Annotated in this window: 11 protein-coding genes; 4 read left to right on the plus strand and 7 right to left on the minus strand. The window is 65.7% G+C overall.

Annotated elements, in window-relative coordinates:
- Positions 1-73 precede the first annotated feature (73 nt).
- Positions 74-1,537 (minus strand): MFS transporter, encoded by a 1,464-nt coding sequence (locus B4F51_RS14580; protein ID WP_296226642.1) that lies wholly within the window; start codon positions 1,535-1,537, stop codon positions 74-76.
- A gap of 124 nt (positions 1,538-1,661) precedes the next feature.
- On the opposite strand from B4F51_RS14580, the gene B4F51_RS14585 reads away from it, so the two are divergent.
- Positions 1,662-2,504: a helix-turn-helix transcriptional regulator gene (locus B4F51_RS14585; RefSeq protein WP_296226643.1), complete on the plus strand. Its 843-nt coding sequence runs from the start codon at positions 1,662-1,664 to the stop codon at positions 2,502-2,504.
- Positions 2,505-2,507: 3 nt separating this feature from the next.
- Here the strand turns inward: B4F51_RS14585 and B4F51_RS14590 are convergent, their stop codons facing one another.
- Together B4F51_RS14590 and B4F51_RS14595 are read right to left on the minus strand one after the other, a co-directional pair.
- Positions 2,508-3,098, minus strand: coding sequence for a hydrolase (locus tag B4F51_RS14590; protein WP_296226645.1), 591 nt, complete (start codon positions 3,096-3,098; stop codon positions 2,508-2,510).
- 20 nt (positions 3,099-3,118) lie between these two features.
- Complete coding sequence (locus B4F51_RS14595) at positions 3,119-3,553, minus strand: PaaI family thioesterase (RefSeq protein WP_296226647.1); 435 nt, start codon at positions 3,551-3,553, stop codon at positions 3,119-3,121.
- Between the two features lie 278 nt (positions 3,554-3,831).
- Here B4F51_RS14595 and B4F51_RS14600 point away from each other — a divergent pair, with 278 nt between their 5' ends.
- Positions 3,832-4,974, plus strand: a complete 1,143-nt coding sequence (locus B4F51_RS14600) for a porin (protein WP_296226649.1) — start codon at positions 3,832-3,834, stop codon at positions 4,972-4,974.
- A 22-nt stretch (positions 4,975-4,996) separates the two neighbouring features.
- Here the strand turns inward: B4F51_RS14600 and B4F51_RS14605 are convergent, their stop codons facing one another.
- Complete coding sequence (locus tag B4F51_RS14605; protein ID WP_296226651.1) at positions 4,997-6,043, minus strand: ABC transporter substrate-binding protein; 1,047 nt, start codon at positions 6,041-6,043, stop codon at positions 4,997-4,999.
- A gap of 153 nt (positions 6,044-6,196) precedes the next feature.
- Between B4F51_RS14605 and B4F51_RS14610 the strand changes: the two genes are divergently transcribed.
- Positions 6,197-6,877, plus strand: a complete 681-nt coding sequence (locus tag B4F51_RS14610) for a response regulator (protein WP_296226652.1) — start codon at positions 6,197-6,199, stop codon at positions 6,875-6,877.
- Positions 6,855-8,345, plus strand: a complete 1,491-nt coding sequence (locus B4F51_RS14615; RefSeq protein ID WP_296226653.1) for a sensor histidine kinase — start codon at positions 6,855-6,857, stop codon at positions 8,343-8,345. The genes B4F51_RS14610 and B4F51_RS14615 overlap by 23 nt, the downstream gene beginning before the upstream one ends.
- Positions 8,346-8,527: 182 nt before the next feature.
- Here B4F51_RS14615 and B4F51_RS14620 read toward each other — a convergent pair whose 3' ends face one another.
- From B4F51_RS14620 to dinD, 3 genes are all read right to left on the minus strand, one after another.
- Complete coding sequence (locus B4F51_RS14620) at positions 8,528-11,971, minus strand: DEAD/DEAH box helicase family protein (RefSeq protein ID WP_296226654.1); 3,444 nt, start codon at positions 11,969-11,971, stop codon at positions 8,528-8,530.
- Between the two features lie 110 nt (positions 11,972-12,081).
- Positions 12,082-12,813, minus strand: coding sequence for a hypothetical protein (locus B4F51_RS14625; RefSeq protein WP_296226655.1), 732 nt, complete (start codon positions 12,811-12,813; stop codon positions 12,082-12,084).
- 162 nt (positions 12,814-12,975) lie between these two features.
- Positions 12,976-13,845 (minus strand): DNA damage-inducible protein D, encoded by an 870-nt coding sequence (gene dinD, locus B4F51_RS14630; RefSeq protein WP_296226656.1) that lies wholly within the window; start codon positions 13,843-13,845, stop codon positions 12,976-12,978.
- Positions 13,846-14,003 lie beyond the last annotated feature (158 nt).

The raw sequence follows: 14,003 nt of genomic DNA on the forward strand, positions 1-14,003 counted from the left end.
GCCGCCTCAGGACGATCAATGCACTGCGGCGCGCTTGTGTCGCGCGCCGCAGTATCGAATAGCGGAATCGGGCTCAGGCGGGGCTTGCCGCGCCGGCTGCCGCCAGTTGACGCTGCTGCGTGCCCAGTCGTGCAAAGCCCGCTGCGGCTGCGCCGAGCGCCACCAGCATGGCGATGCATCCGGCGATCGCGCCGTGCGTGATGCCGGTGGCGCTGCCGTCTGCGGCAAACGTGAAATAGAGCCCGCCGATACAGGCCACGCCCAGCGCGCCCGCCAATTGCTGCGCCGTGATCAGCAGCCCCGCCGCCGCACCGGCTTGCGTGCGGGTCACGCCGGTCAGCACCAGGCCGATCAGCGGGACCACGACCAGCCCCTGCCCGGCCCCGTACAGCGCCACTGCGACGCCGATGCGCATCATGCCCGGCGTGGCGGGGTGCGCCCATTCCGCGCCAAAGCCTGACAGCAGCACCAGCAGGCCCGCTGCCATCAGGCCAAGGCCGCCCAGCAGGGCGCGCATGCCGTAACGCCGCACCAATGCATTGGCCACACGCGATGTGATCAGAAAGGTGATGGCCAACGGCAAGATGGCAACGCCCATGCGCAGCGCGGAGAGTTGCCGCCCATTCTGCAGATACAGCGTGATGATCAGGAAGAACGCCATCATCCCGATGTAGTGCAGCCCCGACGCTGTCAGGCCCGTCATGAAGGCGCGGTGCTGCAGCAGCGTGGGCGGCAGCAGTGGTGTGCCACCGGCGCGGTCGACGCGCGCTTCGAGCTGCTGGAAGGTCGCCATGCCGAGCAGGCCCACGATCAGCAACGCCAGGCTCCACACCGGCCAGTGCAGTTCGCGGCCGAACAGCAGCGGCACGAGCACGGCAGCCACGCTGATGGCCATCCACGCTACGCCGGCGGTGTCGAGGCGGACCTCGGCGGCGGCAGTTGGGCGCGGAATCCAACGCCAGCCCAGCAGTGCCGCTGTCAATCCCACTGGTACGTTGATCAGGAACGCCGCGCGCCAGCCCAGCCCGGCGATGTCCGCGCTCGTGAGGGCGCCGCCCACCAGCAGCCCGGCCGCGCCGCCGGTGCCCATGACCAACCCGAAGATCGACAGCGCGCGGTCGCGCTCCGCGCCGGCAAAGAGCGCCTGAACGCTCGCCAGTACCTGCGGCACCATCATCGCGGCGGATAGCCCCTGCGCGAACCGCCATGCGATCAGCGCCGGTGCACTGCCCGCCAGCCCACAGCCGGCCGACGTGGCGGTAAAGGCGATCAGGCCCAGCAGGAACAAGCGCCGCCGCCCGAACAGGTCGCCCAGGCGGCCGCCGGTGATGAGCAAGATCGCATAACCGAGCTGGTAGACGGCCAGCACCGCCTCCAGTTGTGCGGGCGTGGCATGCAGGCTCGTGCGGATGCTCGGAATCGCGACATTGGCGATGAATGCATCGACGATGAACATGAATTGCGCCGTCACCATCACGCCAAAGGCGAGCCAGCGGCGAGGCTCAGACGTGGAGAGGGTGGAAGAAACGTGGGTCACGATCGGCTCCGGAAAGTAGGATGAGCGCAGCGTAGGCGCCCGGGCCGATTCGATGCAGAGCTAGGATTAACCTAGGATTGTGTTATCCCTCCCACCTATACGCGCCGTCGTGTGTAATGCCGCCATGGACGATTTCACCGCCGACCTTTCCCGCTTCCCTGCGTTTCCTGCCGCGCCCCGCAACGAGCTGGGCGAGTTCCTGCGCAGCCGGCGCGGTCAGTTGCGCCCCCAGGATGTCGGCCTGCCAGAGGGCAGCGGGCGCCGCCGCACCGCCGGCCTGCGCCGGGAGGAAGTCGCCCAGCTCGCCAACATCAGCATCGATTGGTATGTGCGCATTGAGCAGGGGCGCGACGTGCGGCCTTCGGTGGCGACCATCGAGGCGATCGGTCGGGCATTGAAGCTGTCACCGGACGAGCGCGCGCACATGCGTGGCCTTGCGCGCGCGGAATCGGTCTTCACGGAGGGGGCCGGGCGCTCACCGGCCGAAGCCGTGCCCGACGTCTTGCGCCGGGCCGTTGCCCGCATGGACCTGCCCGCTCACGTGCGCAGCTACCGCGCCGACCTGCTGTGCTGGAACGAGGCCGCCTCGCGGCTGTTCATGGATTTCGGCACGATGCCGCCGGAAGACTGCAACGCGCTGGTCTACATGTTTCTGTACGCCAACGCGCGCGAGCGCTTTGTCGAGTGGGAGAACGAGGCGCGCCGCATGCTGGCGAAGTTCCGTGCGGTGTACGACCCGCATGCGGACGACCCGGTGCTCGTGGCGCTGGTCGACCGGCTGCGCACCTGCAGCCGCGAGTTCGACACCTGGTGGCGCCAGCACGAGGTGCGCGCCCAGCGCGCGGAGCACAAGCTGATTCGTACGTCCGACGGCAAGATCGTCCGTTACGACTACATCGGCCTGCCGGTGGTGGAAGACCCGCGCTTGCGCATGGTGCTGTACGTGCCGGTGGAGGACGGCACCTGAGGCTCAAGCTGTCAGCGCCGCGAAGATGGTGTCCGTGCTGCGTACGCGGCCCAGGCGCGGGAAGACGTTCTCCACCGAAGACCGATGCAGTGCGGCATCGGTTGAGCTCATGGCATCTTCGGCCAGCACCAGCGCGTAGCCGTGCTCCCATGCGGCACGCGCGGTCGATTCCACACCGACGTGCGTGGAGATGCCGCCCAGCACGATCGTCGAGATGCCGCGGCGGCGCAATTGCAGGTCCAGCTCCGTGCCGTAGAAGGCGCCCCATTGGCGTTTGGTGATCTGGATATCGGTGGGCGCGACGTCCAGCTCGGCGGGCTGTTCCCACCATTGGGGCGGCAGGCCACCGGGCGGCATCGGCGCGGGGCGGTCGACGGGCTGGCGCGGCGCATCGGCATAGTCAGGTGACCAACCCACGCGCACCAGCACCACCGGCGCGCCCAGCTCGCGAAAGCGCTTGGCCAGTTTGGCGGATGCTCCCAACACCTGGTCCGGTGAGTGCGGCCCCTGCGCAAACGGCAGGATGCCGCGTTGCAGGTCGATCAGCACCAGCGCGGTGGTTTTGGCGGACAGCGGTTGCAGCGGTTCGGGCATCAATGTCTCCTGGCAAGTCGTTACGGACGGCGGATCACACACGTTGCCGTGGCATGCGCCAGCAACGTTCCATCCTGCGTCTTGAGCGTGCCCTCCGACACGCCGATCGTGCGCGAGACATGCAGCACGCGCCCCTCAGCCACCAGCGGCTCATCTACTGGCACCGCCTTCACCATCTTCACGTTCAGGTCGACCGTGCCGTAGCCGACGCCGGCTTCCAGCGTGGAGTGCACCGCGCAGCCCGTGACCGAATCGAGCACCGTGGCCGCAAAGCCGCCGTGCACGCCGCCCAGCGGATTGAGGTGGCGCTTGTCTGCCTTGGCGCCGAAGCGCACGGTGCCGGCGTCGATGGCTTCCATCGTCATCGGGATGGTTTCGCTGATGGACGCGCGCGGCAGATCGCCGCGCGACATGGCCTGCAGCAATTGCAGGCCGGTCATTTGGGACGGATGCATGGGCAGTCAGTCGTTTGGGGTGGGGTGGGACGGCACGACACTCTACCCCGAGCCAGGTTTTTGTGACTGCAATGCGTTGCAACGGCCCGCGCAACAACGCCCCCAATGCGGGCGAGCCCTAGCGTTGCATCCATGCCGACGCGAAAGGCTCCAGAAAGGTGGCCCCCTCTACGCTCGCCCAGCGATTGCATCGGGCGGCCTGACCATCCGCTCCCTGCGCGTTACCCCAAGCCGGCATCACGACCGGACACCATCACCCACAAAGCAAGGAGACTTCGATGTCCCGTACCACGCGTTTTCGTACTCATGCCCTGGCGGCGACTGCTGCAGCCGTGGCCACCCTGGCCGCTCCCGGCGCCCACGCACAAGCGTCGAACGTGACGCTCTACGGCCTGATCGACACCACCATCAGCACCGTCAACAACACCAACGCCTCAGGCGCGCGCACCACCGGCTTCCAGATCCCCTGGTTCTCGGGCAGCCGTTGGGGCCTGACCGGCAAGGAAGACCTGGGCGGCGGCACGTCGGCCATCTTCAAACTGGAATCGGAATATGAAACGCCGACCGGCAACATGGACACCCCGGGGGTGCTGTTCAACCGCGATGCCTGGGTGGGCCTGTCGAGCGAGGCGCTGGGCAAGCTGACCTTCGGCCGCCAGAACGCGATTGCCCGTGACGTGTCGGGTATCTACGGCGACCCGTACACCAGTGCGAAAGTCGGTCTGGACGAAGGCGGCTACACCAACACCAACAACTTCAAGCAATTGATTTTCTACGCAGGCAGCGCCACCGGCACGCGCATGAACAACGGCGTGGTGTGGAAGAAGATGTGGGGCGGCCGCTTCCTGACAGCCCTGGGCTATCAGTTTGGCGAAGTGCCGGGCCAGTTCACGCAAGGCACCACCGAGTCGCTCGCGCTGGGCTACAACGGCGACAACTTCCACCTGGCGGGCTTCGCGCAACAGGCCAAGGTGGGCGGCTTCATGGATCGTTCGTACTCGGTGGGCGGCAACGTGATCTTCGGCATGTTCCGTGTCAACGCCGGCTACTTCCACTACACCGGCGAGCAACCGGCCGCGCTGGGCAACCGCAAGGACGACGCCTACACCGTGTCGCTGAAGGTTGCCCCGCCGGGTGCCTTCGACTACGAGATCGGCTACCAGATCATGAAGGCCGACAACGCCGCCTTCAGCGCCGACGGCAACACGCTCAACGCGTATGCCAGCGTGGTGGGTGCCACCGCAGCGGGCAGCGGCCGCAAGAACACGCTGTATGGCTCGGTGTTCTACCACGTGTCCAAGCGCACCGAGTTCTACGTGGCGGCCGACTACATGAAACTGAAGGATCAGTACATCGTGGGTTCGACCAACGGCCATAACAGCCAGACCGAGTTTGGCGTCGGTATGCGCACCCGCTTCTGATGACGTGCTGAGCGCCAGGCGCTCAGCGCTCGCGCACCTGATCAACGAATTTGTTGGTATAGGTGCGCGAGAGGTCGATGTGCTTGTCGCGCGCGTTGGCATTGCTGGCAGCGAGGACGCGCAGGACGGTGGGTGGGCCGTCGTCCGGCATGCGTCCGTCGGTGCCGAAAGTGGGCAACGCTGCGGCAAGCGCTTTGACGTAAAGCTCGGGATGCTCGCGCCGGAATTCGGCCGGCATGTGTGCGGCGACGTCCTCTACGCTATGCGTGTGCATGTAGCGCAGGGTCCGCACAAAGGCACGTGCCAGCTTGGCGGCCAAGTCCGGATGGGCTTCGAGCCATTCGGTCTGCAGATACAGGCACGCGGCCGGATACGAACCACCCAGCGCCGCGCGCGTGCCTTCGAGCGTGCGCAGGTCGAGCAGCACGCGGGCCTCGCCATTGCGCGCCAGGCGCGAGGCGGTCGGGTCGGTGGTCATGCCGGCATCGATGCGACCGCTGCGCAGCGCGCTGAAAAAGCTGTGCTCGGCACCGACCGGCAGCATGGTGTAGTCACCGGCAGATAGACCTTGCTGCGTCATCAGGTAACGCGTGAGAAAGCTGGTGGAGGCCCCAAGCCCCGTTACGCCCAGCGTGCGGCCGCGCAGATCGCGCATCGCCTGCACCGTGGCGGGCAGCCGCGTGGACACCACCTCCGCTTCGCCAGGCACCTGGCTGAACACGACAATGGCACGCACTTCCTTGCCCTTGGCCTGCAGGTCGATCGTGTGGTCGTAAAAGCCGACCACACCTTGCGCGAAACCGGTCAGCAGTTCGCTTTCGGCGTCCACACCGGCGGGTTGCGAGAGCAACTCCACCTCGATCCCCTCGTCGTGGAAATAGCCCAGGCGCTGCGCCAGCGTGGCAGGCAGGTAGATCATCTTGGCGGTGCCGCTGACCATCAGGGTCAGGCGCGTCGGGTCTTGCGCCAGGGCATGCGAGGCCGCTGCCGTCAGGCAGGCGGCGAGCCACGGCGTGACCCAGCCCCGGAGGCCGCGTGCGCGGGCGTCCCTGCAGGTAAAAACACCCATTGAGTTGTCTCCGGCTCTTTTGTAGATATCGGTATCGCGCAAGCGCTGCGGTCATCAAGTGATGGGCCCGGCGCACGCGTAGGCAGCCGCCACCATTCTAGAAAGCGGCAACCCACAAATCGCTTTCATTTCCAGACCGCGCGTCGCCTTCGCATGAAGCTGCTCCTGATCGAAGACAACGCCCCGCTGGCGCACTGGCTCTCCGAAGCGCTGCGCCGCGCGCACTTCACCGTGGACCACGCCACCGATGGCGAGTCCGCCGACAGCTTGTTGCTCACGCAGCATTACGATGTGGTGCTGCTCGATCTGCAACTGCCCACGCTGTCGGGTCAAGGTGTACTGCAACGTTTGCGCGCGCGCCGCAACGCTGTGCCGGTGCTGATCCTGACCGCCAGCGGCGGCATTGACGACAAGGTTGCCTGCCTGGGCGCCGGTGCGGATGACTACCTCGTCAAGCCGTTCGAGATCCGCGAACTGATTGCGCGCATCCAGGTGCTGGTGCGGCGCAGTACGCCCGACCAGTCGGTGGAGCTGCACTGCGGCGACCTGACCTACCACACCGGCAGCCGCACTTTCGTGCTGGCCGGCCAGCCGCTCGTGCTGCCCGCCCGCGAGCACACCGTGCTGGAAATCCTCATGCTTAAGCTCGGGCGCACGGTGTCCAAGCCGGCGCTGGTCAACGGCGTGTTCGGCCTGGACGAAGACGCCAGCCCCGAGGCCATCGAGATCTACATTCACCGCCTGCGCAGGAAGCTGGAGCACTCGGCCGCCACCATCGTCACGCTGCGCGGCCTCGGTTACCTGCTGCGCGATGCCTCGACCCAATCCCAATAGCGCGGGCGCAAGCCCGGCCCCGCCGCGCCCGGCCATCACGCAGACGGTTCAGCGCACCCGCAGTCTGCGTGCCCGGCTGGTGCTGTGGCTGGCCTTGCCATTGGTGATCTACGTGGCCGCCGATGCGTGGCTGGACCTGGCCGCCGCGCGCCACAACGCCGATCTGGTGCACTTTCATGCGCTGGACACCGCCGCGCAGATGATCAGCGGCCAGATCGAATGGGACGAAGGCCGCTTGCGCGTCTCGGTGCCCCCGGCCGCGCTGGCAGTGTTTGCCGCGCCGGAAACGACCGATGTGCCGGTGCGTGACCAGGTGTCATATCAGGTGAGCACCGAGCACGGCCGCCTGCTGGCCGGGCGGCTCGATTTCGGCACGCGCCCCGCGTTCGATGCCGCCGACTTGGCCGATGCCGGCACGTATACCGACACCGTGGAAGGCCGGCCCGTGCACGTGGCCGCCGTGGTGCGCACCATGTACGACGCCGGGCGTACCGAGCGCGTCGTCACGCGCGTGGCGCAGACCATGAACGGCCGCGACGCGATGATCCGCCAGTTGTGGTGGCCCTCCACCGTGCGCCAGCTTGCCCTGGTGGGGCTGGCGCTGGCGATGATCCTGATCGGCCTGACGCTGGAGCTGCGGCCGATCCTGCGGCTGGCCGCCAACGTGTCGGCGCGCTCGCCCACCGACCTTGCCGCGCTCGATCCACGCGGACTGCAGCGCGAGTTGCAGCCCATTGCCAGCGCGTTCAACCAATACCTGCAGCGCATTGCCGACAACGCGCTGACGCAGAAGCGCTTCATTGCCGATGCCGCGCACCAGATGCGCACGCCGCTGGCCATTCTCGACACGCAGATGCAGGTGGCCGCGCAAACCAACGCCGATGCCGCGCTGCGCGAAGTGCTGAAGGCCGCGCGCACCAGCACGCGCAACCTGGCCGATCTCATCAACGACCTGCTGCTGCTCTCGCAGGCCGAGGCCTCGGCCGCCACCAGCGAGACCGTCGACCTGACGCAGGTGGCGCGCACCGTGCTGGAAGACCTCGCGCTGCTGGCCGACGGCCGCCGCATCGACTTGGGCATGGATGCGGCCGAGCGGCCGCAGCCGGTCTGGACATCGGGCAACCGCACGCTGGTGGCGGCCCTGCTGTTCAACCTGGTAGACAACGCGGTGCGTTACACGCAGGAGGGTGGCCACGTGACGGTGCAGGTCGCGGCCGATTACGGCTGGGCCATGCTCACCGTGACGGACAATGGCCCCGGCATCCCGCCCGAGGCGCATGCTCGCGTGTTCGAGCGCTTCACGCGCCTGGCTGGCACGCACACCGAGGGCAGCGGCCTGGGCCTGGCGATCGTGCGGCAGATCGTCGATCGCATGGGCGGACAGATCGCGCTTGCGCCCGGACCGGGCGGTGTCGGGCTGGCGGTGACGGTGTGGCTGCGGCGCGCGGCGGCGCCGGCAGCCGTGTGAGAATTCCCACCGATTGCGCCGATTGCGCCGATTGCCTTACTGCACCGACACAAACACCGGGTTCGAGTAGAACCACAGGTCGTTGTAGTTTCGGTCGTTGATGGCGTTGAAGCTTTTCGCGCCCATGCCAGGCAAGGTAGTCACACGGAATGTCCGGCAAGAGCCTGGGCGGCGCTGATGTTCTATGCGGCGATCGCGCGAGTCTTGACCTGATGCAGCGCCGCCAACAGCGCGTCGACTTCCGAGGGGGCGAAGAGACCATCCGGGCCGTGCGGGGTGATGTCCGTGAAAGGCGACGTATATAGCCGGCCCGCTTCCATGACGCCGTGGTCGGTCAAGTGCTTGACGACCAGATCGACAAATTCAAGCTGATTGGCCGTCATCGGCTTACCGCCCACGAAGCTGGACAGTGCCTCCATGGCGGCCTGTCGATCCAGGCCAATCAGCGAACGCACGAAGAGGCCAAGGCCGTTGGCCTCGCGCTTGGCGCGCTCGATATCTTCTGCTGCGCCGATGCCGTTGGCGGAAAGCATGTGCTCCAACGCAACCAGATCGGCCTGGGTGAGCGGTAGATTGCGCCGCAGCTTGTGCAGCGTCAGGTGATCTTCATGCGCGCGCAGGAATACGCGTGCTTTAGCCCGAAAGCGTTCGAAGTCTGTTCCGCCGGCAAAGGCCGGCATGGCAATCTCGGCCACCTCGCCCAGCGCATCGGCAAAGTCGGTGTACAGCGGCTTGCGTCGTTTCCCGACTTCGATCAGATGGATCAGGGAGCGCAGGCGTCGTCTCGTCTGTTCCAGCATCGGCAGGCTGACGTCTTCCCACCAAGCCTCTCCTGCCACGGCTTCAATCCATTCGATCTGATTCTGCACGGCAGGAATGCGAGCGGTGTCCTTGCTCAGCAACGCTTCCGCCAAGTCACGCACTTGTGTCTTCATGCGCTCCAAGCCTGGCTCGTCGTGCAGCACGCATAGCTGCAGGCGCAGCATCAGCAGATCGAAACGCTTGGCCGCCTCGTCGTTGTCGTCGCGCAGGGTCGTGGGCAGGCCAGAGACATGTTGCGCAAGTTCCGCCGCTTGCGCCCGGCTCAGCCGTTGCCAGGCGTCCTTCTTTGCATAGGATTCGACATATCGACGGTTGGCTCGCACGACAAAGTTGTCAAATGACATCGACGCCACCTGCCGGTGCAGCCAATTGGCGGTTTCCTCACGCACGGCCGCTTCGGTGAGCGGGCCGCTATAGTCGGCCCGGGTCTGCTGGACTTGAAGCGGGCTCGGCTGCGCATCCAGGCTGGCCAGCAGTTCCACCCGGGCATTGAACAGGCGCTGTCCCAGCGGGGCCTGCATTGCGCCTTCCGCCGCGTCGGGGTTGGCATTGAAGAATTCAAAGTTCTGGCAGAAATCGAAGATCAGGAAATCCTGCTTGTCCTGCCCAGGGCCGTACAAGTCTTTGCACAGCCGCGTACCGCGCCCCACCATTTGCCAGAACTTGGCCTTGGAGCGGACGATCTTGAAGAACACCAGGTTCACGACCTCCGGCACGTCAATGCCGGTGTCCAGCATGTCTACCGAGATGGCGATGCGAGGCATCTTGTCGGCCACCGAAAAATCATCAATCAGTGTCTGTGCGTGCTCGACTTCGTAGGTGATGACACGCGCGAGCTGCCCGGCGTATTGCGGGTAGTTGCAGTCGAAGCGGTCGGCAATGAACTTGGCGTGGTCGTTGTTCTTGGCAAAGATGATGGTCTTGCCGATCCAGTCGCTGCCAGCCACGCGGTGACCGCGCTCCTCCATTAGAAGCGCGATCATCTGGTCGACGGTGTCCACGTTGAACAGCCATTTGTTGACCGCTTCGGCTTCCACGGTATCCGGCGTGCCGTTCTCGTCGTCCCATTCCAGTGCGTCCCACTGGTCTTTTTCGTCTTCCGACAGGTCATCGTAGTGAATGCCCTCGCGCTGAAACCGCAGCGGCACGGAAACGGCGCGCGGCGGCACGAGATAGCGTTCGGCAATGGCCTCGTCCAAGCCGTAGGCGTCGGTCGGTACGCCATCTTCCAGGCCGAACATGCCGTAGGTGTTGCGGTCGATCTCGTCTTTGGGGGTGGCGGTCAGACCCACCAGCAGCGCATCGAAGTACGAAAAGATGGCCCGGTATTTCTGATAGATCGAGCGGTGTGCCTCGTCCACGATCAAGAGGTCAAAGTGCCCGGGACCGAAGCGCTGGACGCCTTCCGCGCGCCCGTCGATCAGGCCCATCATCGTCGGGTAGGTCGACACGTACACGCGCCCATCCGATGTCTTGTCCCGCACGAGGTTGACCAGCGCGGCTTCCGGCAGGTGCGCAGCAAAAGCGTCCGCAGCCTGCTTGACCAGCGCCACGCGGTCCGCCAGAAACAGCACGCGCTTGACCCAGTTGCAGCGCATCAGCATGTCGACCAGCGCAATCACGGTGCGCGTCTTGCCGGCGCCAGTGGCCATGACCACAAGCGCCTTGCGCTGCTTGTCCTGTTCGAAGGCTTCCGCAATGCGCCGGATGGCGCGGTGCTGGTAGTGACGCTCCACGATGGCCGTGTTGATGGCCGCCGTGGCCAGCGGCTGGCGCGTCGTCCGGCGCTGGATCAAGCGCTCCAGTTCGTCTTTGTGGTGAAAGCCCTGTACCGTGCGGGGCGGATAGGCCAGGTCGTCCCACAGCCAGTGTTCGTAGCCGTTGGTGTAGTAGATCACCGGTCGTTGGCCGGTCATGGCTTCCAGGCAGTCTGCATACAGCTTGGCCTGCTGTTGGCCGGCGCGTGCGTCGCGCCGCGTGCGCTTGGCCTCCACAATCGCCAACGGCTTGCCGTCGTCGCCCCAGAGTACATAGTCCACATAACCGTTGCCGGACGGCGTGGGCATACCTGTTACGGCGTACTCCGTGGAGTTCGCCCCTGTGAGCGGCCAACCGGCGTCGCGCAGCAGGCGGTCGATAAAGCGGTCCCGGGTGGTGGCTTCATCGTAGTCGTGCGTGTCCTGCACCACGAGGTTGAGCGCCTTGGCTGCGGCCACCTCGGCCTGCAACGTAGCGGCGCGGAGCTTGGCCAACTCGGCGTCGAGAGCATCGTTCCTGCGCTGTTCCTCGGCCAGCTTCTCGTCACGCGCGGCGAGTTCGGTCTCCAGGGCCTTGACCTGGGCCTGGGTCTTGGCGGCAATGTTGGCGGGCGAGGCCGGCACCAGGGCGGGGTCAAAGCGCAGGGCCGGTTCAGGCCGGCCGGCAGCGGTACGTGCGTAATGGCGGGCCAGCCAGTACATGACGTGAAACAGCTCGTGCACCACGCCTTGCGCATCCTGCTCGCGCACCGTCCGGGCGCGGTGGATGGCCGCGTTGCCGTCGCGGCGGATCAAGTCCATCTTCGCGTGCACGGCTTGCCCGACCAGCGCCTGGAAGCCCGGGTCGAACAGATAGGCGGAGAGATCGTCCCGATATGGCCGGCGCAGCGTGGCGTCAGCGCGGAACAGCCATGCCACGGCGTGTTCCAGGGCGCGCCGCGCATAGAAGCAGGACGTGCGAGGGTCAGCGCTGGCGTAGCGCTCCGCGCTGGCGGCCTCGGCATACAGCTCTGGCCATTCCGACTGCAGGAAGATGAAGTTGCTCATAGGCCCTGCTCCGCTCTTGCCGGGTCGATTTTTATCAGGTTCAGGTGCCCGCAATGATGCCGCGGCTAGTCTCTACGGCAACCCCACGCCGGAGTGACAGATTGCACACTTTACCTTGCCGGCACACCGCCAGCGGATTCTCCACGCCATACCCGGCTGGCATCGAATCCATCCGCCAGATACGGCGTAAAGCCCACCAGCAGGATCGACATGGCGATCATGTCGCGCAGGTTGATGGTGCGCCGCGCGTTTCTGGGGGTGCCGCTGTGGCGGATGCCCGGGTAATCGGACGCGAATGCATACAGATTCTGCATGGCCTCTTTCACCTTGCCATGCGGCCAGTGCGCAACCTGGTTGCAGGCCAGCCCGAGGCTGCGTTCCGTCATCCCCGTACTGTGCCGCGTGAGCGCCTCCACCAGATTGATCTGCTTTTGCATGCAGGTCTTGATGCGGCTGTCGGAGGCCTCGGCATGAACGTCGCGGAAGGCGTGGTCGAAATCGCGCATCAGCATCGCCAGATGCAAGTCTTGCCCGGCTTGCTCCCGCAGGGTTTGAACGAGGCAGCCGAACAAGCCGGGCAGAGAGAGCGTAAGCACGCACGGCCGGCGTAGCTCATAGCGAAGGTTGTAGGTGTCGACCAGCCCGGCCAGCAGCTGGAAATACGCATTGGCCAGAGGCTCACCGCCCAGTTCGCCTACGGTGGTGTGGGCCTCTTGCAGGAACGCCAGCAGTGCCGCTTCGTCGGCAATGCTGCCTGCTGGTGCTGTGGCGAACAACGTGCGGCACGCATGCGGATCGTTGATCAGATCTGCCAGCGCTGCCCCTGAAGGCGCGTTAGACATTGCGCTCGCTAGATCGCGTGCCAAATCGCAGAACAGGTCTGGCGGCGCGCTTGGGTGGGTTGCCAGCACTTGCCACAGCTCTGGCCAGAGGCGTGGCCAGAGCGCGAGCCAAGTGCCGGGCTGGCCTCGGCGGGAATCAGGCCGTGCCACGGCAGCCGGCATTCAAGTGTTTTCCGGTTCAGAGGGATCGGCGTCACTCTTCAGCTGCCGAAGTTCTTTCTCGATCTGCTTGATGCTCTTGGCCGGCGTAGGCAGTTTTTCGGGCATGGTGCCGCCGATCTCGGCAATGGTCTGGCGCACCTTGGCACCCACCTCTCGGTGCGTCTCATTGGCCTGGCGCTTACCACGCACGTTGTCGCGTCGCAGCTTGTCTTCCGTCTGCGTGGCGCGGAACAGGTTGGCGGCCAGTTCCGTGCTGCCCATGTGGTCCAGGATCTTCTGGCTCTTCTTCAGGCCCTTGGTCGTGTGGATGTCCTTGGCGCCCAGGCCGCCGTAGAGGCCTTTGTAGCCGTGGTCCTGGAAGATGGCGTAGTCCAGCCCGGACTCCACGCCAGCCTTCTTGGCGGCACTCGTCAGCGCTTTGTTGTGCTCGGTCAGCTCACCGCGCAGCATGAGGCGGCGGGCGTCTTCGGATAGCTGGCCGAGACGCCCCGCATCCGCCAGTTCCTGCCGGCGTGTCTGCACGGCAAAGTACGTCTGCCCGTTGGCGATGACCGGCTTGGATGGGTCGCCGTTCTGGACGATGAGGTAGCAGGCGTATCGGGTGAGCCGGTAGTCCGTCACCCGACGGGCGGCACCGGAGCCGAGCTCGACCATTTTGTCGAACTCGACAAAATGGTGGTCGGTGGCCTGGCCGGAGCGCTGGCAGGCCAGCTTGGCCTTTTCAATGACTTGCACGAAGTTGCGCCAAGCCTGGTATTCCAGCACCGGCGCCAAGTCCCGCGCAAGCCAGAACTCGGAATCGTCCTCGTTCAGTTGCCGGATACTCTCAAATGTTCGTGCGTGTTTGGTGTCGACACGTTTGTCGCTCATTGCCTGCTCCCAGATGGCGGGCACCTGGGCTGCGGGCCGACAGCGTGTCGGGAGCGGCGCCGCCGCGCGTGGGCGGGCGGCGCGGAGCCTGGGTGCCGATTGTTTGCGAAGCAGACAATCTAGGCAGTGTTAGGCACGTTTGTTGTCAAACGTTGTCA

The sequence above is a fragment of the Ralstonia sp. UBA689 genome, assembly GCF_002298975.1.
Taxonomy (GTDB): Bacteria; Pseudomonadota; Gammaproteobacteria; order Burkholderiales; family Burkholderiaceae; genus Ralstonia.

Excerpts from the sequence above, each read along its gene's own strand:
- B4F51_RS14600 (WP_296226649.1), top strand. The coding sequence starts at position 3,832 with ATGTCCCGTACCACGCGTTTTCGTACTCATGCCCTGGCGGCGACTGCT.
- B4F51_RS14615 (WP_296226653.1), top strand. The coding sequence starts at position 6,855 with ATGCCTCGACCCAATCCCAATAGCGCGGGCGCAAGCCCGGCCCCGCCG.
- B4F51_RS14610 (WP_296226652.1), top strand. The coding sequence starts at position 6,197 with ATGAAGCTGCTCCTGATCGAAGACAACGCCCCGCTGGCGCACTGGCTC.
- B4F51_RS14595 (WP_296226647.1), bottom strand. The coding sequence starts at position 3,553 with ATGCATCCGTCCCAAATGACCGGCCTGCAATTGCTGCAGGCCATGTCG.
- B4F51_RS14620 (WP_296226654.1), bottom strand. The coding sequence starts at position 11,971 with ATGAGCAACTTCATCTTCCTGCAGTCGGAATGGCCAGAGCTGTATGCC.
- B4F51_RS14605 (WP_296226651.1), bottom strand. The coding sequence starts at position 6,043 with ATGGGTGTTTTTACCTGCAGGGACGCCCGCGCACGCGGCCTCCGGGGC.
- dinD (WP_296226656.1), bottom strand. The coding sequence starts at position 13,845 with ATGAGCGACAAACGTGTCGACACCAAACACGCACGAACATTTGAGAGT.
- B4F51_RS14590 (WP_296226645.1), bottom strand. The coding sequence starts at position 3,098 with ATGCCCGAACCGCTGCAACCGCTGTCCGCCAAAACCACCGCGCTGGTG.
- B4F51_RS14625 (WP_296226655.1), bottom strand. The coding sequence starts at position 12,813 with ATGTCTAACGCGCCTTCAGGGGCAGCGCTGGCAGATCTGATCAACGAT.
- B4F51_RS14585 (WP_296226643.1), top strand. The coding sequence starts at position 1,662 with ATGGACGATTTCACCGCCGACCTTTCCCGCTTCCCTGCGTTTCCTGCC.